25 protein-coding genes are annotated in these 21639 nt (G+C 67.4%); 15 read left to right on the forward strand and 10 right to left on the reverse strand.

Annotation, left to right across the window (positions count from 1 at the left end; translation table 11 throughout):
- The first annotated feature begins 9 nt into the window (after positions 1-9).
- Complete coding sequence (locus DWQ67_RS01345; RefSeq protein WP_158595319.1) at positions 10-354, forward strand: hypothetical protein; 345 nt, start codon at positions 10-12, stop codon at positions 352-354.
- A 34-nt stretch (positions 355-388) separates the two neighbouring features.
- On the opposite strand, the gene DWQ67_RS01350 is transcribed toward DWQ67_RS01345, so the two are convergent.
- The 3 genes from DWQ67_RS01350 to DWQ67_RS01360 all read right to left on the reverse strand — a co-directional run bounded on the left by DWQ67_RS01350 (position 389) and on the right by DWQ67_RS01360 (position 2362).
- A complete protein-coding gene (locus tag DWQ67_RS01350) occupies positions 389-1138 on the reverse strand; it encodes an RcpC/CpaB family pilus assembly protein (protein ID WP_158595320.1) in 750 nt (249 codons plus the stop codon).
- Positions 1139-1241: 103 nt separating this feature from the next.
- Positions 1242-1637, reverse strand: a complete 396-nt coding sequence (locus DWQ67_RS01355; protein ID WP_121483784.1) for an FmdB family zinc ribbon protein — start codon at positions 1635-1637, stop codon at positions 1242-1244.
- A gap of 134 nt (positions 1638-1771) precedes the next feature.
- Positions 1772-2362 carry a 5-formyltetrahydrofolate cyclo-ligase gene (locus DWQ67_RS01360; protein ID WP_121483785.1) on the reverse strand — a complete coding sequence of 197 codons (591 nt, stop codon included), beginning with the start codon at positions 2360-2362 and terminating at the stop codon, positions 1772-1774.
- Positions 2363-2409: 47 nt separating this feature from the next.
- Here DWQ67_RS01360 and DWQ67_RS01365 point away from each other — a divergent pair, with 47 nt between their 5' ends.
- Together DWQ67_RS01365 and DWQ67_RS01370 are read left to right on the forward strand one after the other, a co-directional pair.
- Positions 2410-3069: a GNAT family N-acetyltransferase gene (locus tag DWQ67_RS01365; RefSeq protein ID WP_121483786.1), complete on the forward strand. Its 660-nt coding sequence runs from the start codon at positions 2410-2412 to the stop codon at positions 3067-3069.
- 128 nt (positions 3070-3197) lie between these two features.
- Complete coding sequence (locus DWQ67_RS01370; RefSeq protein ID WP_121483787.1) at positions 3198-4010, forward strand: hypothetical protein; 813 nt, start codon at positions 3198-3200, stop codon at positions 4008-4010.
- An 86-nt stretch (positions 4011-4096) separates the two neighbouring features.
- On the opposite strand, the gene DWQ67_RS01375 is transcribed toward DWQ67_RS01370, so the two are convergent.
- Positions 4097-4603: an Lrp/AsnC family transcriptional regulator gene (locus tag DWQ67_RS01375; RefSeq protein ID WP_121483788.1), complete on the reverse strand. Its 507-nt coding sequence runs from the start codon at positions 4601-4603 to the stop codon at positions 4097-4099.
- 73 nt (positions 4604-4676) lie between these two features.
- Between DWQ67_RS01375 and DWQ67_RS01380 the strand changes: the two genes are divergently transcribed.
- The 3 genes from DWQ67_RS01380 to DWQ67_RS01390 all read left to right on the forward strand — a co-directional run bounded on the left by DWQ67_RS01380 (position 4677) and on the right by DWQ67_RS01390 (position 8118).
- A complete protein-coding gene (locus tag DWQ67_RS01380) occupies positions 4677-5843 on the forward strand; it encodes a glycine betaine ABC transporter substrate-binding protein (RefSeq protein ID WP_121483789.1) in 1167 nt (388 codons plus the stop codon).
- 74 nt (positions 5844-5917) lie between these two features.
- Positions 5918-7138 carry a pyridoxal phosphate-dependent aminotransferase gene (locus DWQ67_RS01385; RefSeq protein ID WP_121483790.1) on the forward strand — a complete coding sequence of 407 codons (1221 nt, stop codon included), beginning with the start codon at positions 5918-5920 and terminating at the stop codon, positions 7136-7138.
- A gap of 26 nt (positions 7139-7164) precedes the next feature.
- On the forward strand, positions 7165-8118 hold the full coding sequence (locus tag DWQ67_RS01390) for a PPK2 family polyphosphate kinase (protein ID WP_121483791.1): 954 nt from the start codon (positions 7165-7167) through the stop codon (positions 8116-8118).
- 24 nt (positions 8119-8142) lie between these two features.
- On the opposite strand, the gene DWQ67_RS01395 is transcribed toward DWQ67_RS01390, so the two are convergent.
- Entirely contained in the window at positions 8143-8409 is a 267-nt protein-coding gene (locus DWQ67_RS01395) for an exodeoxyribonuclease VII small subunit (RefSeq protein WP_121483792.1), read from the reverse strand.
- Between the two features lie 149 nt (positions 8410-8558).
- A complete protein-coding gene (gene xseA / locus DWQ67_RS01400; RefSeq protein WP_121483793.1) occupies positions 8559-9797 on the reverse strand; it encodes an exodeoxyribonuclease VII large subunit in 1239 nt (412 codons plus the stop codon).
- Positions 9798-9907: 110 nt separating this feature from the next.
- Here xseA and DWQ67_RS01405 point away from each other — a divergent pair, with 110 nt between their 5' ends.
- The 3 genes from DWQ67_RS01405 (at position 9908) to DWQ67_RS01415 (ending at position 13396) form a co-directional block, all read left to right on the forward strand.
- Entirely contained in the window at positions 9908-10795 is an 888-nt protein-coding gene (locus DWQ67_RS01405; RefSeq protein ID WP_121483794.1) for a hypothetical protein, read from the forward strand.
- Complete coding sequence (locus DWQ67_RS01410) at positions 10792-11889, forward strand: 4-hydroxy-3-methylbut-2-enyl diphosphate reductase (protein ID WP_121483795.1); 1098 nt, start codon at positions 10792-10794, stop codon at positions 11887-11889. The genes DWQ67_RS01405 and DWQ67_RS01410 overlap by 4 nt, the downstream gene beginning before the upstream one ends.
- A gap of 544 nt (positions 11890-12433) precedes the next feature.
- A complete protein-coding gene (locus DWQ67_RS01415) occupies positions 12434-13396 on the forward strand; it encodes a hypothetical protein (RefSeq protein ID WP_147433576.1) in 963 nt (320 codons plus the stop codon).
- Positions 13397-13542: 146 nt separating this feature from the next.
- Here DWQ67_RS01415 and DWQ67_RS01420 read toward each other — a convergent pair whose 3' ends face one another.
- The gene (locus DWQ67_RS01420; protein WP_121483797.1) at positions 13543-14763 is read right to left on the reverse strand and encodes a DNA recombination protein RmuC; all 1221 of its coding nucleotides are present in this window, start codon (positions 14761-14763) and stop codon (positions 13543-13545) included.
- Positions 14764-14823: 60 nt separating this feature from the next.
- Here DWQ67_RS01420 and ychF point away from each other — a divergent pair, with 60 nt between their 5' ends.
- The gene (gene ychF / locus DWQ67_RS01425) at positions 14824-15909 is read left to right on the forward strand and encodes a redox-regulated ATPase YchF (RefSeq protein WP_121483798.1); all 1086 of its coding nucleotides are present in this window, start codon (positions 14824-14826) and stop codon (positions 15907-15909) included.
- A gap of 64 nt (positions 15910-15973) precedes the next feature.
- Here ychF and DWQ67_RS01430 read toward each other — a convergent pair whose 3' ends face one another.
- Complete coding sequence (locus tag DWQ67_RS01430; protein WP_121483799.1) at positions 15974-16330, reverse strand: hypothetical protein; 357 nt, start codon at positions 16328-16330, stop codon at positions 15974-15976.
- Between the two features lie 352 nt (positions 16331-16682).
- Here DWQ67_RS01430 and DWQ67_RS01435 point away from each other — a divergent pair, with 352 nt between their 5' ends.
- From DWQ67_RS01435 to DWQ67_RS01450, 4 genes are all read left to right on the forward strand, one after another.
- Positions 16683-17225, forward strand: a complete 543-nt coding sequence (locus tag DWQ67_RS01435; protein WP_121483800.1) for a hypothetical protein — start codon at positions 16683-16685, stop codon at positions 17223-17225.
- A gap of 32 nt (positions 17226-17257) precedes the next feature.
- Positions 17258-18049: a nucleotidyl transferase AbiEii/AbiGii toxin family protein gene (locus DWQ67_RS01440; protein WP_199712564.1), complete on the forward strand. Its 792-nt coding sequence runs from the start codon at positions 17258-17260 to the stop codon at positions 18047-18049.
- A gap of 169 nt (positions 18050-18218) precedes the next feature.
- Positions 18219-18536 carry a hypothetical protein gene (locus tag DWQ67_RS01445; RefSeq protein WP_147433577.1) on the forward strand — a complete coding sequence of 106 codons (318 nt, stop codon included), beginning with the start codon at positions 18219-18221 and terminating at the stop codon, positions 18534-18536.
- 94 nt (positions 18537-18630) lie between these two features.
- On the forward strand, positions 18631-19125 hold the full coding sequence (locus tag DWQ67_RS01450; protein ID WP_121483803.1) for a GNAT family N-acetyltransferase: 495 nt from the start codon (positions 18631-18633) through the stop codon (positions 19123-19125).
- 330 nt (positions 19126-19455) lie between these two features.
- Here the strand turns inward: DWQ67_RS01450 and DWQ67_RS01455 are convergent, their stop codons facing one another.
- The gene (locus DWQ67_RS01455; protein WP_121483804.1) at positions 19456-20322 is read right to left on the reverse strand and encodes an NmrA family NAD(P)-binding protein; all 867 of its coding nucleotides are present in this window, start codon (positions 20320-20322) and stop codon (positions 19456-19458) included.
- A gap of 64 nt (positions 20323-20386) precedes the next feature.
- Here DWQ67_RS01455 and DWQ67_RS01460 point away from each other — a divergent pair, with 64 nt between their 5' ends.
- Positions 20387-20752: a winged helix-turn-helix transcriptional regulator gene (locus tag DWQ67_RS01460; RefSeq protein ID WP_233555858.1), complete on the forward strand. Its 366-nt coding sequence runs from the start codon at positions 20387-20389 to the stop codon at positions 20750-20752.
- A 38-nt stretch (positions 20753-20790) separates the two neighbouring features.
- Here DWQ67_RS01460 and DWQ67_RS01465 read toward each other — a convergent pair whose 3' ends face one another.
- A complete protein-coding gene (locus DWQ67_RS01465) occupies positions 20791-21567 on the reverse strand; it encodes an alpha/beta fold hydrolase (protein WP_121483805.1) in 777 nt (258 codons plus the stop codon).
- Positions 21568-21639 lie beyond the last annotated feature (72 nt).

Here is a 21639-nt window from a genome sequence, read left to right on the forward strand (position 1 = left end):
CGGCGCGCGATGAGCGAGCGCCGCCACCGCGGCCCACGCCGTTTTGTGGCACCGATGACGCATCTTGCGGGCGAGCCGACCGTGGGATCCATCCAGGGATGGCACGCGGGCGAGGCCAAGCAGGCGCCTGATGCGTCCGAGCCATCCGCTACCGATCCCTCCGGAGACGCCGCGAGCCGGCAAGCGCAGCAGCGACTGGAACAGCAGACGGACCGGCCCGAGAACGTCAACCGGACCGAGAACGTCAACCGGCCTGAGCACCTCAACCGGCCCGAGCGCACGCCCGCTCAGCGCGCCGAGGATGCGGCGCGCCTGGCCTGGTACCAACGGGACAAGCCGCCCCACTGGAGTTAGTGGCACCCAAACACTCCAGCACCCAAGCATCCCGCTACCCCGTCACCACAAGGCTGACCGCGCCGCGTTGTGGGGCACCAGAAACGGCAGCGGCCGCGCTGCGTGGCACTGACACGACCACCACTACTCCTTGGCCGGACTGCGCCGAGGAGCCAAGCCACCCACCGGCTTGCTCCGCGCCTCCCGCCCACAGGACCCTGGCCCCGCTGACCACGCTCCGACTCGGTGCGCTCCTCTCCTCAGAGGCATCCGTGACGATCACCTCCACCACATCGCCGGGCCGCACAAACCCGGCCGGGTTTCCCTTGCCAAGGGCCAGACCCACAGCGACCCGGCCAGGTTCCAGCCCCTTGGTCAGGCCTGAGCCGGCCAGGGCGGAGCGATGCAGCGGCACGCCGGCGGGCCACGGCACGGCCAGGGTCCGCCCCACCAGCTCGCGCTCGTGACCCTCCTCCGGGGAGGAAGGCCCAGAGAGACGCACCTGGATCAGGTCCTCCGCGCTCAGCACATGCCCGGCGCTCAGATCGGCACGGGGAGCGGAGACCAGCCTGGCGCCGGCGTCCGCCGGGGCCACGGCGCGCAGCCCGGCAAAGACGGCGACAAAAACGAGTCCCGCGATCAGCCAGCGTCGGCGCCGCCTCCACCATTCGGCGGGCGAACGCCGCGGGCGGCGCAGGGTCGCTTGCCGTCCGCGCTGGGGTGCTGAGCCGGGCTCGTCACGCGGGGCGTCCCGCATGGAGGTGCCCCGGCCGGAGGTTCGTCGGGGGTGGGATCGCTGAAACATGAATCCAGAGTGCCCCGCCGAGCGGTGCCCGGAGACGGCAAACGGCCCCGTTGTGGATAACGGGGCCGTGTTGGTGCAGCTGTGAGGGACGCGAGCGCGTCGGCTACGAGGAGGCGGCCGGCGCGGTGGCGGGGGCCGTTGCAGAGGCGGAACCGGCGGAGTTTTTCGTCGGCGCGGAGCTCCCCGCATCCGAGGACCCGCCTCCGGAACCGGCGTTTCCGGAACCAGTTCCTCCGGAACCAGTTCCTCCGGAACCGCTCGCGGCAGCGGACGTGGCCGAGCCAGCGGCGGCCGGAGCCGCGGAATCCGCGCCAACAGAGGACGCGCGCGAGTCGTTGCGATAGAAGCCGGATCCCTTAAAGACCACGCCCACGCTGTTGAACTTCTTGCGCAGGTGCCCCTGGCATTCGGGGCACACCGTCAGGGAGTCCTCGTGGAAACCCTGGAAAATGTCGAAGTGACGGCCGCAGTCCTTGCAGGCGTATTCGTAGGTGGGCATGAAAAACCTTCGCTCTGGCGTGCCGCACGGGAGTGGGCCTCCCCGGCACAGGGAATCTGTGGCACTACGGATCTTCGACTAGCAATCTTAGCCCCGCCGACCGCCTGCGTCCGTGGTGCGCGCCACGGCCGCGCTCATCCGAGGGCGAACGGAAGCCGACTGACGCCGGAAGGCGTCCACACGGCGTCGAGCACCGCATCCCACGGCTGCGCCGGCACCGACTGAACCACCTCGGAATCCAGCACAACGCCTACGTGCAGCCCAGCATGATCCGCCAGGAAGCGGTCGTAATACCCGCCGCCCTGGCCAAGGCGCGTCCCGTCAAAGCCGACAGAGAGCGCCGGAACCAGCACCAGATCCGCGTCCTGTGCAGAGGCGGACTCGGCGCCCACCGGCTCGGGAACCGGCGCCAAGGCGCTCATGCCCACCTGCACATCGGGGTGCCACAGGACCCAGGTGAGTTGGTGTTCTGGGGCACACAACGGCACCACGACGCGGTGGCCGCGTTGGTGCCAGCGGCGCAGGGCGTGCCTCAGGTCGGGTTCCCCCGGCGCGGCAAGGTACGCGGCGATCGTGAGGGGGCGCTGATCCAGTAACGCGGTGACCTGCTCCGCACTGCGCCCCAAGGCGTTGGCGGCCGCCTCCCGCTCGGGTGCCTGCAGGGCCCGGCGGGCAGTGCGGACAGCGCTGCGGGCGGCGCGCTTGGCATCGGCGAGAGATTCCATGGGCCCATCATGGCCCACACGGGGCAGGACGCGCCTACGATGCCAGCATGCGCTATCCCCGACGCCCGCCCACCTTGGTGGTGCCGTCTGCGCTGGCGCTGACCCCGTGGCGGCTCGCGGATCGGGAGCAATGGTCAGAGTTGGTCCGGCGCAACGAGACGTGGTTGAGACCGTTTGCCGCGGTGGCGCCACCCGGCCTGGGGCAGCTGGGCCGTGCCGCGGCGGATGCCGCTCGCGACTCCACGTCCTGGCCGGCCATCGTGCGTGCGCAGGAGCGGAGGAACCGGTCGGGGGAGGCGCTGGGTTGGATCCTGCGGGTACCCGCCGCGGGCGCACTGGCCCTTCCAGCAGAGGAACAGAGGCCGGAGCGGTGGCGCCCGGCCGGCCAGCTCAGCATCACCGCCATCCATAGGGGCGCCTCCATGAGCGGAACGCTTGGCTACTGGATTGACCGGGAACTGGCCGGCCGTGGGCTCATGACCAAGGCGGTGGGAGCGGCGGCACGCTACGCGCTTGGTCCCGGCGGGCTGCACCGTCTTGAAGCGGTGATTCACCCGGCCAACCAGGCCAGCATCGCGGTGGTGCGGCGCTGCGGATTCCGCGAGGAGGGGCTCCGGGCGGGGGCCCTGCACACCAGCACCGGTTGGCAAGATCACCTGGTGTTTGCGCTGACGAGTGAGGAGCTGGGCGCATCCATGGGGAGGTGAGTCGGGAACCCCACAGCGATTGAGACGGGAACACACCGCGCCGCTTGAGCCCTCATCGCCGAGATGGCGGCTATTTTTGTGGGAGCCGGCTCTGCTGGCACCCCCCTTTTTTCCCACAGGAGGCCACGATGTCGTCGCAGACGGACACGTTCAAGATTCGTTGGGGCAAGCTTGCCCTGGCGCTCATCGGCGTGCTCGCGGTGCTCGCGACGCCCGTGACCTTTGTTGTGGCTCTGGTGAGCCCGCTGAGTCTCTGGACTCCTTTGCTGTGCCTGGCGTTGGTTGTGATCAGCTTTGCTGGCCTGCGTGCCTCCGCGGTCAAGGATCGCCAGGCCAAGGCGTGGCAGCGCGCCGCGGCGACGGTGCCTCAGCGCGTGGCTGCCCAGCCGGAAGCGGCCCAGGCCAAGGACACGAAGGTCGCCCAGCCGGCGGACAAGAACGCCTCTGATCAGAAGGTTGCCGCGCAGAAGACTGGCGCACAGAAGACTGCGGCCCAGGTGGCTGCAGCCAAGCAGGCAGCGGAGAAGCAGGCCGCGGCAGAGAAGGCAGCGGCGGCCGCCAAGGACCGCCCGTTCGACATGCAGGCGCAGGACAAGGCCCCGGCCGAGGTCGCGGCGCCCCAGCAGGACGTCACCGTCACTGCCACCCAGGCCGAGCCGGCAGCGCAGGCCACGCCCGCGTCGTCGGGCACCGCCGTGGCGCAGACCGCACCGGTCCAGACGCCGACGCCGGACACCTCCTGGGCGCCCCGCGAACTGCCGGTGCCCGGCTACGTCGGTGCCGCCCGCGCCGAGCGCTCGGCCCCGGCCCCGCTGGAGCAGGCCGCAGAGAAGCGCGCCACGGAGGTCACCAGCATCCGCCAGGCGGAGGCGGACCGCGTGGCGGAGGAACGAGCGGAACGGCTCAACCTCGACGCCGTGCTGCAGCGCCGCCGCGCTTAAGGTAGGCAACTCCCCGTCCTGATCCGGTCAAACGGACCGCGCGCCGAGGCTGCGTGGGGGATGGGGCGGCCGGGCACCAGGCGGGTTCAGGCGCCCCCGTGCCCCTCCGGCGCCAGCGGCCCGGACGTCCCCGGGTGATGCGCAAAGATCAGCGTGGTCTCGGCGTGCGCCACGGAGCTGTCCGTCGCCAGGTGATCCAGGACCCAGTCCCGCAGGGCATCCGCGGACGCCACGGCGATGTGCAGCAGGTAATCCGTGCCGCCGGAGACGTGGAACATCTCCACTACGTCCGGCAAGCTCGGCACAAAACTGGTGAAGCGGTCAATCTCGTCGCGATCGTGCGCGCGCAGCTTCACGGCGACCAGCGCGCGGACCGGACGGCCCACCGCCGGGAGGGATACGCGGGCGTGGTAGCCCTCAATCACGCCGCGTTCCACCAGAGATCGGGTGCGCACCAGCGCGGTGGAGGGGGCGATGCCCACCAGTTCTGCCAGCGCGGCGTTACTGATGCGCGCATCCGCCACGAGGGCGTCAATGATGGCGCGGTCGATCGCGTCGATTCCGGTCGGGTTCTGCGGCGAGACGGTGCTCATGTCCTCATTGGATCACAGGCCAACCGTGGCGCGCTCTGGGCCGCTGCCAGGGCGCTGACCTAAGCTGGCCTGGATGACTTTTTCCAAGCCCCGCCGTCCCCTTGCCGCTTGTGGCCTGCTCGCCATTGCCGCGGTGGCTTTGAGCGCCTGCACCACGGATTCAGATACGCCGGTCATCACCGACGCCCCCTCCACGACCACCTCCACGGTGCGCGTGGCGGCGGTCGGTGCGGACCAGGACGCCCGGCTGCTGAGCACCGCCACGGTGGAGGCGCTCGCAGCCAACGGCCTCAAGGCCAAGGACCTCACGGGTGAGCAGCAGGACGGCTGGAGCGTTGATGAGGCGCTGGGCGCGCTGAAAGACGGCAACGTGGACGTGGTGATCTCCGGTTCTTCCGCGTTGGCCGCCAAGGCGCCGGCGCAGACCTCTGGTGAGGAGCAATCCTCAGGGCCCGACGACGCAGGGTCGGGTTCCCCCTCCGCCTCGCCTTCCGCGTCGGGGACGGATGAAAACCCGGACCAGACGCAAGGTGAGGGCACGCCGGGCGCCGGCCCGGCGTCGTCGGGCAGCGAGGCTTCCGGGGCCCCCTCCACTGTGCGCACGCCGCCGGCTGACCAAGCCGCCGCCGTGGCCGCCGCCAGCTCGGTGCTGCCAGAGGGCAGTGCCGTGGCGAGCACCGCGCTGAAAGAGCGCCGCCCCGTCATGCTCGCGAGCAAGGCGGTCGCCAGCGCAAAGGAACTCACCACCGTGAAGCAGGCGGCCTCCGCCTGCTCCGGCCTCTCCATCGCCACCCCGGAGGACTGGGATGCCAGCTGGGGCAAGGTGTGGCTGACCGGCCTGGGATGCGAGCCGCAAAGCACCACCCACCCAGACACCTCTGCCGCGGTCACGCGTGATCTGCTGCTGGGCACGGTGCAGGTGGGCGTCGCGGAGTCAACGGATCCCGGCATTGCCGACTACGGGCTGGTCTCGCTGGAGGATCCGGACAAGGCCCTTGGCACGGATCCGGTTGTCGGCATTGTGCGCAAGCAGACAGTGGGCCAGGACGCCATCGCCATCATGAATAAGGTCACCGGCGCCGCCCAGGGGGATGACTGGCTGGAGCTGCGCCGGGTGGCTGACCCGCTCACCCAGGATCAGCGCGGGGCGGACGTGGGCCGCTGGCTGGTGGCACGCGGCGTGCTGGAAGGCAACGACGATGGGCTGCCCAAGACCAAGGCGCCCGCGTCGGCTTCCTAAGTATCCGCACCACCTTCCGTCGCAACATGCGCGCACAGCGTGACCCGGCGCGGTGTCGGTGACAAGATGGCTCCGTGCCCGAATACAAACAGTCAGCCAAGCTCCAGAACGTTCTCTACGACATCCGTGGTCCGGTGTTGGAGGAGGCGCAACGAATGGAGGACGCGGGTCACCGCGTCCTGAAGCTGAACATCGGCAACCCGGCACCGTTCGGCTTCCAGGCACCGGACTCCATCTTGGTGGACGTGATCCGCAACCTGCCCCACGCCCAGGGGTACTCCGAGTCCCGCGGCATCCTCAGCGCGCGCACGGCGGTCTCGCAGTATTACCAGACGCGCGGCATCCAGACCATCAGCGTGGATGATATCTACCTCGGCAACGGCGTCTCCGAGCTCATTACTCTCAGCCTCAACGCCCTGCTAGATGACGGCGACGAGATCCTGGTCCCCGCCCCCGACTACCCGCTGTGGACGGCGTCCACGTCGTTGGCCGGCGGCCGCGCGGTGCACTATTTGACCGTGGAGGAAGAGGGGTGGATGCCGGACCTGGAGGACATGGAGGCCAAGATTACGCCCCGCACCAAGGGCATCGTGGTCATCAACCCGAATAACCCCACGGGCGCCGTCTACCCCAAGCCGGTCCTGGAGGGCATCCTGGAGCTGGCCCGCAAGCACGGCCTCATCGTTTTTGCCGACGAGATCTACGAGAAGATCACCTACGAGGGCGCCGAGGCCATCAACGTGGCCTCCCTGGCGGATGACGTGCTGACGCTGACCTTCTCCGGGCTTTCCAAGGCCTACCGCCTGTGTGGTTTCCGCGCGGGATGGATGGCCATTTCCGGGCCAAAGCACCTCGCCAGTGATTACATCGAGGGTCTGAATCTGCTCACGAACATGCGCCTGTGTGCCAACGTTCCGGCGCAGCACGCCATCCAGACCGCGCTGGGCGGCTATCAGTCCATCAATGACCTGATCCTTCCCGGCGGGCGTCTTCTGGAGCAACGCAACCTGGCGTACAAGCTCCTCAACGAGATCCCCGGGGTCTCCTGTCAGCAGGCACACGGGGCCATGTACCTCTTCCCGAAGCTGGATCCTGAGGTGTACCCCATTCAGAATGATGAGCGTTTTGCCCTGGATCTGCTCAAGCAGCAAAAGATCCTCATCACCCAGGGCACCGGTTTTAACTGGGTCAAGCCGGATCACTTCCGCCTGGTGACTTTGCCCGGCGTAGAGCTTCTTGAGGACGCCATCGGTAGGATCGCCGAGTATCTGGAGGATCTGCGCGAACACGCCTGATCCCGACGGACTCTCAGGAGGAACGCGTGGCCAAGTCGAGCAAGTCGGGAAAATCCAAGCAACAGGGCAAGTCAGCCGCCAAGGCGGCCAAACCGGCGGAGGCGCCGGCGGTCGCGGTTGATCAGCCGGCGGCTGAGGCACACCAGGTGCCCGACGTCGCTGCGTTGCGTTGGGTGGTCGGCTCCACCTTGGGGGATCACAACACCAGGGACAAGACCGGTTTTGACGGAGACAAGGTGGCGGGCCAGGCGGCGTTGGCCGCGGGCGTGCCAGCGCTGAGCGAGCTGCAGGAGCGCCTCTTTGCTGCCTCTCAGGGCGGGGACAAGCGCCGGGTGCTACTGGTGCTGCAGGCCATGGACACCGCTGGCAAGGGTGGCATTGTGCGCCACGTGGTGGGCGCCGTGGATCCGCAGGGCGTGGAGCATGTGGCGTTTAAGGCCCCCACCGCGCAGGAGCAGAAGCATGACTTCCTGTGGCGCATCCGCAGGCATGTGCCCGGCCCGGGCAAGATCGGCGTCTTTGACCGCTCCCACTACGAGGACGTGCTGGTGCACCGCGTGCGCGAGCTGTCCCCGTTGGCTGAGGTGGAGAAGCGCTACGGAGCCATCGTCGACTTCGAGAAGGAGTTGGCGCAGGAGGGCATCACCGTCATCAAGGTGATGCTGCACATCTCCCGCGAGGAGCAGGGTGCCCGGTTGGCCGAGCGCCTGGAGCGCCCGGACAAGTTCTGGAAGTACAACCCCTCAGACCTGGATGATCGCGAGTACTGGGATCAGTACCAGGACGCCTACCGGATCGCGATGGATAAGACCTCCACGCTCGCGGCGCCCTGGTACGTGGTCCCTGCGGATCGGAAGTGGTACGCCCGCCTGGCCGTGCAGACGCTTCTGACCCAGGCGCTGGCCGGGATTGACCCCCAGTGGCCCGCGGCGGACTTTGACGTGGAGGCGGAGAAGAAGCGCCTCGTCGACCTGGGCTGATTCGGTGCTCCCCGCCGGCGGCGCCTAGCGAGCATCCTCGCCGGGAGCGCCGGCGGCGCGTGCCGCGTCCAGTCGCTGACGCGCGCCGTCCAGCCACTGCTCGCAGCGCGTCGCCAGTGCCTCGCCGCGCTCCCACAGCGCCAGGGATTCCTCCAGCGCCGTGCCGCCAGCCTCGAGGCGCTGCACCACCTCCACCAGCTCCGCGCGAGCCTGTTCGTAGCTCAGGGCCTGCACATCGGCGGGGAGGGTGGGCTCCGCCGGGGCGGTGGGTTCGTTGGTGTTCTGGGTCATCGTCGTGTCCTTACGTTGCGGTGAATCGTTGTGGTGAGGTCGTGGAGGTGGCCTCGCGCGGATGATCGGCGCTCGGGGCTCCCAAGAGTGCCGGGACTCCTGGCGCCAGCCCCTGGTCAGTCCCTGGTCTGTCCCGGGCCAGCACGGGCCTAGCCTGGCTCGCCCAGCGAGCTCAGCGCCAGGCTGCCGCGCGCCAAGCGTGCCCTGACTGCGGTACCCGAGGGGGCGTCGTCGGGCGCTCTGAGCACCGTGCCATCCTCGCGCTGCAGCACCGCGTACCCGCGGTCCAGCGTCATTTGTGGGGACAAAGCGCGCAACTGCGCCGTGAGGTGAGAAACCTCGTCGCCGGCGCGGCCCACGCGGTGCGTCACGGAGAGCAGCGCCCGCTCGCGCAAACGCTGCAGTTCCTCGGCGCGCGTGCGCACCATTCCCTCCGGATCGGAGAGCACCGGGCGGGAACGGATGTTCTCCAGGTCCCGCGCTGACCGGTCCAACATGTCCTGCAACGCGCGGCGCAGTAGCCGCCGGCCCTCCGCGATGCGGGCGCGTTCCTCGCTCACCTCCGGGACCACACGCTTGGCCGCGTCGGTCGGGGTGGAGGCGCGCAGGTCGGCCACGTCATCCAGCAGCGGGCGGTCCGCCTCGTGGCCAATCGCGCTGACCACCGGCGTGGTGGCGGCCGCGACGGCCCGCACCAGGCGCTCGTCACTGAACCCCAGCAGGTCCTCCAGCGCGCCGCCGCCGCGGGCAATCACAATGACCTCCACCTCCGGGTCGGCATCCAACTCCTGGAGCGCGGCAATCACCTCTCCCACGGAGCGCGGGCCCTGGACGGCGGCGTGGCGCACCTCAAAATCAACGGCGGGCCAGCGCAGCGCTGCGTTGCGCAGCACATCCTTCTCAGCGTCAGAATTGGCGCCGGTGATGAGCCCAATGCGGTGCGGAAGGAACGGAAGGGGAAGCTTGCGGTCGGCGTCGAACAGGCCCTCCTCACTCAGCTGGCGGCGCAGGCGTTCCAGCCTGGCCAACAGGTCTCCCAGTCCCACTGGGCGCAGGTCGGAGGCGTTCATGGACAGGCGCCCGGTCTTCAGGAAGAAGCTGGGGCGGACGTGAGCCACCACGCGTGAGCCCACCTCCGGCCGGTCCGGGAGGCCGCGCAACACGCTGGACCAGACGGTGACGGGCAGCGAGTGCTCCACCTCCAGGTCACGCATGGTGAGGAAGCCGTGCCCGTTGCGCAGGTTCACCTCGATGAGCTGGCCCTCAATCCAGGTGGCCGGGGCGCGCTCGATGTGGGCCTTGAGGTTTTCCGCGAGCCGGGTCAATGGCCACGGGTTCTCCGCGCTGGTGCCCGAGGCCGTGGTGGCCGGGGGATCATCCTGAGACATGAAACGCTCCTTTCGGATCGGGCCTGGCCTGAGCCGCCAAGACACCTACCCCCAGTAGAGTAGGTGCCCCTGACAATAAACACCCGCCCGGGCGGGGGAGGAGCGCACGGATGCGAAACGTGTTGGCCGTCTTGCTTGCGGCCTTAGCCGCGCTCTCCGGCGCTTCCGCGTGGGGTGGGTCGGTGATTGACCAGGCGCTGACGCAGCCGCAAACGCTGCATTCCACGCTGGGTCCGTTGATCGACAACCAAGATGTGCGCGCCATGCTGGCGACCCGGGTCAAGGCCCAGGTCGTGGAGCGCATGCCGGGCGGAGTGGTCCCCAAGCGGGCAGCGAAGCTCGTGGATGCCGCCGCCAAGCGCGCCACGGATGCGGTGCTTGATGATCCGCAGGTGAAGCAGAGCTGGCTGGATTCGCTGGATGAGTCCCGTGAGCTCTACGTTCAGCGCGTGCGCAAGGAAGGCGGCAACGCCGGCCGGGTGGAGGTCGTCTTGGATCCGCTGGCCACCCTCGCAGCCACCCACGTGAGCGATGCGCTCAACTCCACCGGGGTCAAGATCAAGGCTCCTTCCAACGTCACCTGGCGACTGGATGAGGACATCTCGGAAATTTCCCCCGTGGCCTCCCTGGCCGTGCCCGGCACGCAACTGGTGGTCCACCAATCCCAGTACTGGCTGATCTACGCGATCGTCGCGGCCGCCCTGATGCTGCTGGCCTTGCTGGCCGCCAAACGCCGTGCCGTGGCGATCTTCACCGCCGGCGTGGTTGGCGGCGCGGCTGGGCTGGTCGGGGTGTGGGTCGCCGGGCTGGTCGGCGGCGTCGCAGAGGGCAACGGCAACGCCGTCGCCGGTGCTGCGGCGGGGTCGCTGGGGACCCTGATGCGTGAGACCTCTTTCCCGGTGGCCCTTGCCGGTGCCGCCTTGTTCGTTCTCGGCGTGGTGATGCTGATCATTGGGGGCGTCGTAAACAGGCGTCGCTCGGTAGACTTCGCAGTATGAGTACTACCGCCGTGTCCGTGTCCCTGGGTCTTCCCGAGGTGCCGCGAAATCGGCGCTCACGCGCCGAAATTGAAGCCGCCGCACCCGTGGAGGGCACCAAGCGCGTGCTGCTTGCGGCTCCGCGAGGCTACTGCGCCGGCGTGGATCGCGCCGTGATCGCGGTGGAGAAGGCCCTGGAGCACTACGGCGCCCCCGTGTACGTGCGCAAGCAGATTGTGCACAACCTGCACGTGGTGCGGACGCTGGAGGCCAAGGGCGCCATCTTCGTTGAAGAGACCGAGGAGGTCCCCACCGGGGAGCTCGTCGTCTTCTCCGCGCATGGCGTCTCACCCGCCGTGGTGAAGTCCGCGGAGGATCGCGAGCTGCGCACCATCGACGCCACGTGCCCCCTGGTGACCAAGGTCCACCGCGAGGCAGTGCGCTTTGCCCGCGCCGGCCAGGAAATCTTGCTGATTGGGCATGAGGGACACGAGGAGGTGGAGGGCACGTACGGCGAGGCGCCGGAGGCCACCACGATCGTGAACAACCCGGCCGAGGCCCGCACGGTTCACGTCACCGACCCGGAGAACGTCACGTGGCTCTCACAGACCACGCTCTCCGTGGACGAGACCATGGAGATTGTGGCGATCCTGCGGGAGCGCTTCCCGAATCTGCAGGACCCGCCCTCGGATGACATTTGCTACGCCACCACCAACCGCCAGGCGGCCATCAAGGAGATCGCGCCGCACGCGGACCTGGTGATCGTGGTGGGCTCCGCCAATTCCTCCAACTCCGTGCGGCTGGTAGAGGTGGCGCTGGAGTACGGAGCCCGCGCCGCGCACCGCGTGGACTTCGCCCGCCAGGTGGACGAGTCCTGGTTTGCGGGCGTCACCACCGTCGGCGTGACCTCCGGCGCCTCCGTTCCGGACGTGCTGGTGCAGGACGTGCTCGCGCTGCTGGCCGAGTACGGCTACGCCGGCGTAGAAGAGATCGTCACGGCGGATGAGGACATCCTGTTCTCCCTCCCCAAGGAACTGCGCGCCAAGCTCAAGGAAGACGGGGACACGTCCCGCGGCCTGGGCGGGCGCAAGGCCAAGGCCAAGCCCACGGCGTAGGGCTTGGGCGGGTCGGCCGCTGCTCGTGCTCGTGCTGCTGCTCGTGGTCCTGCTCCTGTTCCGTTCCGTTCCGATGGCCACCCGGTTCCGGGCCTGCCACTTCATACGACAAACGCCGTCTTCCACGACGCCGTTTGTCGTATGAGGTGTCACGGTGGCCGGCTGCTGTCGTGTGAGGTGGCATGTGTCTTCCGACGTGGCGCCACCACCCCGAAGCACAGCCTCGTCCTCGAGTCCGCCCCTCGTCCTCGAGCACGGCCTTCACCCTCGAGCACGCCCCTCGTCAGGGCTGCCGCCGAGGTGTGCCTTCAGTCCGGACTCCACACCCACCCGGTTCCGGGCCTGCCACTTCATACGACAAACGCCGTCTTCCACGACGGCGTTTGTCGTATCAGGTGTCACGGTGGCCGGCTGCTGTCGTGTGAGGTGGCATGTGTCTTCTGACGTGGCACCACCACCCCCACCACCCCGAAGCACGCCCCCTCACCCGGTTATCCACAGGCCGCCCGGCCGCTTTCTGGCTCAAGGTCCACAATCGGTGGGTATGGACAACTCACCGCACACCGATTGGCCGACTCCGTGCCCGCTGCTGGTTCGCCGCGAGCCAGCGCATCGACTGGTACGGGCCCAGCAACGAGGAGACGCGGCGCGAATATCCCCCGGGAACTACGTGGAAACAACGCAGTGGGAGGGGCTGGCCCCGTGGCAGAAGCGACGGGTGCTCGCCGAGGGGCTCCATCTGAATCATCCGGAAATCGTCTTCGCCGGCGCCAGCAGCCTGGAGCTGCGGGGGCTCCCGGTCTTGAACTACGGGCTGGCCATCGCGCTGCACCGGGACGGGCGCCCGCGCCGCATGCGACGCAACGTGGTCTCCGGAGGGCAGGCGCTGACGAGATACACGGTCGAAACCGTGGATTTCGCGCCACTAGATGACGGTGCAGATCGGATCGGAAACTGGCGCTGCGAGTCCCTCGAGGCGGCAGCGGTTCGCGTCGTCACCGGAGTGGAGACCGGGCTTTCGGCCGCGGTCTTGGTGCTCGACGGCGCGTGGTGGGCTCTCGGGGCCGGTCCAGATGGGCGCGCGGCGCTCGAGCGGGCTGCGGTGGGACTCCCGGGGGTTGCCGTGAGCCGGTTCAACCGCGCAATGGATCTGGCGTCGCCGCTTTCAGAAAGCGCGGCGGAATCGTTGGCTCGTGTCGCCATGTGGGAGCTGGGGTTCCAACTACCTGCTGCGCAGGTGGAGTTGCTCATCGAGGGACGCCTTGTGCGGCCGGATTTCTTGTGGCCGGGCCAACTGATTCTCGAAGTTGACGGCGAGGGCAAGTACGCAGGGCCCGACGAGGCTCAGAGTCGGCGCGCGGAAAAGCAACGTCAGTTGGCCTTGGAGCGGGCAGGCTATCGTGTGGCCAGGGCCGAATGGGCGGACGTCATCAACCCGCAGCGTTTCCGAGGAGTCCTGGCCCGGCTCGGGGTCCCACCCGCCGAACGGCAACGCCAGGCCGGCTGAGTGCACCCTCACTGAGGATCGTTTTATTGGCACGGCGGCGGGAGCGAACCCGGTGGGCCAGCTGAGTGCCACCTCATACGACACATGCCGTCGTGGAAGACGGCATGTGTCGTATGAGGTGGCATTTTCGCCTGAAGGCGAGGTGGCTAGCGGGCCGGGGATCCCGAGTCCATACCGGGGGCGTCCTGGTCCGTGAGTTCCGCCGGGACCGGGCGCGGGGCCGCCTCGATGGGCGACGCCGCGTCGAAGGGCACCGCCGCCGTGTCCGGGAGCCCCGGATCCAGCTCGCCGATGCGCCGCACGCTGGGAAGAACGCGGGATTGCAGGGCTCCCACAAAGCGGTTGTAGCCCTCCACCGTGCCGCGTAGGGACGAACCGAGCTTGTCCAGGTGGCCGGAGAGCGTTCCGAGCCGGCGGTGCAGTTCTTGGGCCTCGCTCAGGAGTTCGCGGGCATTCTGTGTCACGAGTTCCTGCCGCCAGGACACGGCCAGCCCCTTCAGGATGGCCAGCAACGTCCCTGGGGAGGCCAGCACCACGCCGCGCGTGAACGCATCGTCTAGTAAGGATCCGTCTGCTTGCAACGCGTCCGCCAGCACCGACTCGGACGGCACAAAGCAGACCACCAACTCGGGGGAGCCCGGCAACGAATCCTGGTAGCGACGATCACCCAGGGCCATCACATGCCCGCGCAGCGCCTTGGCATGCTCGGCCAGGAGGCCCGCCCGTTCGCGGGCCGCCTGCGCAGTGTCCTCTGTTCCCACGCGATGGGCCTGCAACAACTTATCCAGCGGAACCTTGGCATCCACCGCGACCGACTTGCCTCCGGGGAGCCACACCACCAGGTCGGGGCGTCCCGACCCGGCGGCTACTTGCTCATCAAAGTCCACGTGGCGCAGCATCCCGGCGGCCTCCACCACACGGCGCAGCTGCACCTCGCCCCAGGCGCCACGCCGGCTTGAATCCCTCAACGATCCGGCCAGGGACGAGGTGGTGCGCAGGAGCTCCGCGTCCATGTGGGCCGCACGCTCCAGCTGTTCCGAGAGCTGCGAGTACTGATCCACGCGGTCCCGCTCCAACACGGTGACGGTCTTTTGCATGCGTTCCAGCCGCTCGGACACCGGCGCAAGCGCGCGAAGCACCGCCTCATCCCGGGTGCGCCTGGCCTCATCCGTCACGAGCCCGCTCTCAAGCACCTGGGCCCGGGCAAGGGCGCCCGCCGCCTGAGCCCGCGCGTCAGCGGCGTCGTCGAGCGCTGAACGCAACCCGGCGTCGTCGCGCCGGGGACCCCACTGCAGCGTGCCAAGCACGCCAAGCCCCGCGCCAACCACCAATAACAACACGGCCCACAGCACCGTCGCGAAAGTCATGTCCTCAGAGTGCCACCGTGCCCCGACAGAGTGCTCCAAGCACCGGTAGGATGGTGTCTCGTGGCTCTTACTATCGGAATCGTCGGACTGCCCAACGTTGGCAAGTCCACCATGTTCAATGCCCTGACCCGTGCGCAGGTGCTCGCGGCGAACTACCCGTTCGCTACGATCGAGCCCAACGTCGGTGTGGTCCCGCTGCCGGATGAGCGCCTCAAGGTGCTCGCGGGGCTCTTCAGCTCCGACAAGACCATTCCCGCGAGTGTGTCCTTTGTGGACATCGCCGGAATCGTCAAGGGCGCGTCTGAGGGGGAGGGGCTGGGCAACCAGTTCCTGGCCAACATCCGCGAGGCGGACGCAATTTGCCAGGTGACGCGCGGCTTTGCCGACCCTGACGTGATTCACGTGAACGGCAAAGTTGACCCGGATGATGACATTGACACCATCACCACTGAGCTGGTGCTGGCGGATATGCAGACGGTAGAGAAGGCCCTTCCGCGCCTGCAGAAGGAGCTTTCTAACAAGAAGCTGGACAAGTCTTACGTGGACGAGGTCGCCAAGGCGCTGACCATCCTTGAGGACGGCCGCACGCTCTTCAGCGCCACCGTCACGGACAAGCTGGATCTGGAGCTCATCAAGCCCCTTCAGCTCCTGACCGCCAAGCCCTTCATTTACGTCTTCAATCTGGATGACGAGACGCTCGCGGATGAGGCCCTGAAGACGCGCCTGACGGAGTCCGTGGCCCCGGCCACCGCAGTGTTCCTTGACGCGCAGTTTGAGGCCGAGCTCGTGGAGCTGGACGAGGACGAGGCAGAGGAAATGCTGCACGAGGCCGGCTACGAGAAGTCCGGCCTGGAGAAGCTGGCCAAGGCCGGGTACGAGACCCTCGGCCTGCAGTCCTACCTCACCGCCGGGCCCAAGGAGACGCGCGCCTGGACCATCAAGCGCGGTGCCACTGCCCCCGAGGCGGCCGGTGTGATCCACACCGACTTCCAGCGCGGGTTCATCAAGGTCGAGGTCATTGGCTACGACGACCTGGTGGAGCTGGGCTCTGTGAAGGCGGCCCGCGAGGCGGGCAAGGCCCGCATGGAGGGCAAGGAGTACATCATGCGCGACGGCGACGTGGTGGAGTTCCGCTTCAACGTGTGAGTGACCGGACCCTCGGGCCGGATGTCACCGAGGTCGGCTCGTCGGAGCCCTGCGATGACGCTGGTCAGGAATCGATGGCGAAGCCATCGTTGTCAAACAGAACACCGTCGGTCTCTAGCCTCTTTCTCGCCTCCGAATAGACGACGCCACGACTCTTCGGGTTGCCCGCGACGAGGCGAAGGAGTGTCTCGCGGGCGACATTCCGATGCAGCACTACCGCGACCTGGACGCCCCAGAACCGGTCGAAGGCAAACCGGTCGAGGACGAGGACTGTTGCCGCCGGATTCCCCGCGGCAACAGCGCGGATAGCCTGATTGGGGTCGGAGAAGAACGGTTCGAAGTCCGCTTCTTCCTCTGCCACGCGAGCGAGGGCGTACCGTCGCTGCTCATCGGCCTTTTCCTCGGCTGTTTTCCGTGCCATATCTGGAAGCTCTCATCTCATCAGTCAAGCCGTCTGGGTCGTATCGCGGAGGAAGGAGCCCTCTGCGGAACTGGGCGATGGTGACAACCGCGCATCGCTCAGTTTTGATCAGGCTCGTTCACAGAAGAATCCTATGCTCCCGATCGCACTCGGCGACGATGCCTTCCGCGGCAGTTGACAGTTCATCGGCGCGCTCGCAGCGCGTGTGGATGTCCGCGCTAGAGGTTGCCATCTGCAGCGACGTGGTGGAGTTCCGCTTTAACGTCTAGTAGCGTGCCGGTTCAGCGTCTGATCGTCCAGTCACGCCTCAGGTAGCTCGTCACAACACTACCGTTTTCGGTATAGTTGTGACATGGCCACCGAAATGAAGTACCGGGATGTCATTCGCGAGATAGCGCTCGATCACTATGGCTATGTCGCCACGAGAGATGCAGCTGAGGCTGGCGTTCCTGCCGTTGAGCTCCCTAAGCTGGCTGCCCGAGGCGGTTTGAAGAATATCGCGTACGGACTGTACCGCGTACCGGATGTTCCTCCTACTCGATACGACCAGTTCGCCGAAGCGCTCCTGCGGGTTGGCGAGGGTGCATACCTCCATGGGGAGTCGGTGTTGGCCTTGTTTGGACTCGCCGACGTGAACCCTCGACAGATCAAGGTGGCCGTTTGTAGACGCGCCCGCTCGAAATTGCCAGCGTTCATCGAGTTGACGCAGGTAGCGGACGATGCATGTACGACGCTCTACGAGGGACTCGAGTCGCAGACTGTCGCCGATGCCCTGCTTGAGTGCCGTGGAGGTATCGAGCCCGAACGTCTCCTGGTAGCCGCCAAGCAAGCTCGAGTTCAAGGATTGCTCACGACCGCCGAATGGCAGCGAGTGACAAAGGGCGTTCGGCGGTGAGCTACGCCGGCGCTCCCGCGAGTGTGCGCTCGTTGGAGCAGCGCATCCGTAACCTCGAAGGTGACGACGGATTGGCCCAGCGTCGCAGGGTGAGCATGGCGCTGGTCGTAGTTGGTCAGATGCTCCCTGGGGGAGTGATCAAGGGTGGCAGCGCGATGGCGTTGCGCTATGGGCGGGGGACGCGGTTTACCCAAGACCTCGATGCCGCGCGAGTTCAGACGCTCGCCCGATTCCGGAGCGACTTCGAGGAGACTCTGGCAGAAGGTTGGGCTGGTTTCACCGGCCGCTTGGTCGAGAGGTCCGCGCCCCGGCCGCCGGCTGTTCCGACGGCGTACGTCATGCAGCCCTTCGACGTGAAGCTCGATTATCTCGGTAGGTCGTGGTGCACGGTGAAGTTCGAACTTGGTCACAACGAGATAGGCGACGCCGACGAGCCAGAGTTCCAACTCGCCGACGACTTGGCCGGGCTCTTCACCGAGGTCGGCCTCGAATCTCCGGGGCCGGTACCGGTGATGCGCGCAGATCACCAGGTCGCGCAGAAGCTCCACGCTGTCTCCGGTGAGAGCAGTGAACGTGCTCGCGACCTGGCCGACCTCCAACTTCTTGACAAGGGTGAGGACCTCGACCTCGGGCAGGTCGCGGCGACGTGCGTCCGGCTCTTCGACTACCGGCGGCAACAGGCTTGGCCGCCGCCCATCGTCGTGGGCGAGCAGTGGGACACCCTCTACGCTGATGCCGCAGAAGACTTGGACGTGTTGCCGACCGTGGAAGAGGCCGTCGCCTGGGCCAACGATTTCGTGCAACGCATTTCAGCGGCCGGCTGAGTGGTTGCCCGGCGTGGCAAGACGAGAGCCACAGCCGTCCTCAATCGGCAACGACCAACGCGAGGTGGCGCAGAGGCTATTCCGTGACAGAACGTGGCGGAGTTCCGCTTCAACAACGGACGTCCGTTCCGTGGGGAATCTGCCTCGGGACGAGCGATAGGGTGTGCAGATGACCAACTCACCGTCACACGGCGACACCGTCACGCCGACTACTCGTCTTCGTGCGCCGAGGGGCGTTATCTGGATGCTGTTTTTTGCGCCGTTCCTTATCGCGGCCGGAGCCTTCATAACGGTGGCGATGCGACCGTACGTGACTGAGATATCAGCGGAAGGGGATGCAATGCTCATGGCATGGTTCGGCGCGATCCTGCTGTGCCTTGGCGTCGCATTCCTCATCGCCGGACTCGCTCTTGTGGGCGTTCGTTCGCTCATGCAACAGCAAACGGAGCTACTCCGTCGCGCTCAACCCGAGCGCCACCGAGACTGATGCCGGTGGGCGAATCTGCAGTCAAACCACGAATGCGACTTGAACGTCGGGCTCTGCGGGATAGGGTCGCGGCGATCACGCCGCTAGTGGTTGCATGAGCAGCGCAGCATGGATCGCTGAGCTCGACCGACAGGTACCTGACGACGTCGCGAGGTTGCTCACCACGGTCCCCGAGTGGTTCGCGCAGCCGGAATCCAACGAGGAGTACATCGAAGCAGCTCGCTCCAAGGAGACATGGACGGTCCGTGACAGCGCGGGAAGGGTCGTCGGTGTCACGCTGATCGATCGCCACTTTGTGCATGTCGCCGAGGTGCACCTCACCGTTGTCGACCGGTCAGTGCACGGGACCGGCGTCGGCACGGCAATGCTCAGGGCTGTCGAAGACGATGCGGTGCGCCGTGGGGTGCGGCTGCTGCAGGTGAAGACCCTCGGAGCCTCACACCCAGATCCCGGATACGCGCGCACTCGTCACTTCTACGAGCGGTGGGGTTTTCTGTCGCTGGAGGAGACCGAGCTCTGGGGTGAAGGCACACCCTGTTTGATCATGGTGAAACCGCTGCCTGCCCTTCGAGTAACAGGCACAACCTGACGGTCTCTGCAGCCTCGAAGTTTTGAGAAGCATGCGGTCACGGACGTGGTGCACGTCCCGCCCAAAGGTTGGCATCTGCGGCGGCGCGGTGCAGCTCCGGTTCAACGTCTAGCAGCTTTCCGGATCAACTTTTGGTTCTGCTCTCCGGGCCAACCCGGTACCGCAGCCAGCCACAAAAGAAGCCCACCTGCCCCAAAGGCAGGTGGGCTTCTCTTGTGGCTGGCTATTCGCGCGCTTGTGCGGGGGCCAAGGCGGAACAGGGGGCGATCAGAGCGGGACGCCCCAGGTGGAGGGTCCGTTTACCGCCCAGGGCGCCGTTCGCATCACCGGTCAGGCGGACAGCACTTCACTGAGCCATGCGCTCACTGTCCGGGGGTTCAGGCCAAGCAGCGTCTGGGCGCTGTTGCTTTCGGCGATGACGTTGCCCTCCTGTGCATTCAGGGCCTGGTAGAGCCCGACGACGGGGGCGGATGCCTCTGCACCAAACAGCGGCTGGATCAGCTCGCCAAACTGGTCCGGGGTGATGGCCTGGAACTGGACTTCACGGCCCAGCTGCTCGGTGAATCCCTTGGCGAGGTCGGGGCCGGTCAGTCCGGGGAGGTGGCCGATGGCCACCGTTCCGGTCACGGTGGTGTCGGTGAGGAGCTTAACGACGACGTCGGCGACGTCCAGGTGCGAGCTCCACGACACGGGGAAGGACTCGGGCAGGGGGTAGCGCAGCACGCCTTCTTCCTGCGCGGGGCCGGCGACCATGGGAAGCAGCAGGTTCTCCAGGTACAGGCGCGGGGCGACCACGGCGGTGGAGACGCCGGTTTCGGTGATGTTGCGGATCAGGGTCGCGATGGGGCTCTCATCGGGTGCCTGCAGGGCGGTGCCGGGCTGGTCGACGATCTGCCCGCTGGTGGAGATGACGACGCGACCCGGACGGGCGGCGGCCACAGCTGCCGTAATTGCCTCGACGTAGGCGGGTGCGCTCTCGGCGCCGCCCATCGGCAGGTGGACGAACACGCCGTCCGCGCCGGTGTATGCGGCGGTGAGTGCCTTGGCGTCGGCGAGGTCGACGGCCACGGAGGTGACGCCGTCGGGCAGGCCGGCGGGCGTGCGCACGGCGGCGACGGCCTGCTTGCCTGCGGCGGTGAGAGCGGAGAGGACGGGGGAACCTTGGGCGCCGGTTGCGCCATGCACGATGTAAGTCATGCCCCTATTAGTGCATGCAGTGCACCGGTTACGTCAACTGCACTAATGGGGTATTCTTCAAGTTGTGAGTGATCCCGATATTCCCGACTGCGGCGTTGCCCGCTTCCTGATGCTGTTCGACGGTCCGTGGGCCACGCTGATTGTGCGCGAACTCATGCATGGCCGCCAGCGCTTTGGCGAGCTGCGGGAGGCACTGGACGGCATCAGCGCCCACACCCTCACCAACCGCCTGCGCCTCTTCGAAGCGCGCGGCATCGTGACTCGCACCGCGTACCCGGAGATCCCGCCGCGCGTGGAGTATGAGCTCACCGAGTTGGGGTGGCAGCTGCGGCCCGTGCTTGATGCGATGTACGCGTGGGGGATGGACGCCCCGGCCTCAGCCTTCACCAACGCGGACCTGCCCTCGCGCCCCGATCTAGTCGCCGGCTGACGTTCGATTAACCCGCGAGGCCACGCGCCTCGTGGAGGTCAACTCCGGCCCACATCCCGCCTCAGGATGCCTGGCCAGGTCTCCACCTCCGCAGGCGTGCGCGCCACGTGCAGCGTCGCCTGCGGCAGCAGCGCGGCAAGTGCTTCCGCGGTGGACAGCGGGTGGCTCGGGTCATCGATCCACGCCAAAATAGTGGTCGGAATGTCGATCCGCGCCACGGCCGCAGGGTCCGGCAGATCGCTGAGCGCAGCGCCTCGGAACAAGGAAGGCAGCAAGTGCTCGACGACGTCGGGCACAGTGTGCGGGCGGCCCACGGTCGCGGGTGGCGGGGGAGCGGCCTGCGCCGCAGCGATGAACGCCTCGACGCCATGGGACTCGATCAGCTCTGCGGCGGCGCGATAATTCACGGCCTGCGAAGTGCGGGTTTCCCATGCGGTGGGAGGCAACATCAGCGTGAGCCCGCTGAAACGGCTGGGCTCACGGGAGGCGGCATGCAGCAGCGTGGCCGCCCCCATGGACGGGCCAACGCCGTGGACCCGTTCGCCCGGGAACCAGTGATCCAGCAGTCGCAGAAGGTCATCGGCCAGGCCCGTCCATCGATAATCCTCCGGGACGTTCCGCCCCGTCGAGCGGCCGTGCCCACGGGCGTCGTACCGCAGCAGGCGGGTCCCGCTCAGCCCGCGACCGAGGTCAAGATGCAGCACCCGATCCCGCGCGCGGCTGGATGTGAGGCCGTGCAACTGGACCACCGGATGGCCGCCTTCATCGCTCCACGCGACCGCAAGTTCGGCGCCGGGGACCTCGAAGGGTGGCATCGGGTTTCTCCTTGAATTACGAATCTGCGGCTGACTCGTGACGGGCCCCAGAAACTCTTGCGACGGTGTTAA

This window comes from Galactobacter caseinivorans, assembly GCF_003640665.1.
In the GTDB taxonomy this organism is placed as follows: Bacteria; Actinomycetota; Actinomycetes; order Actinomycetales; family Micrococcaceae; genus Galactobacter; species Galactobacter caseinivorans.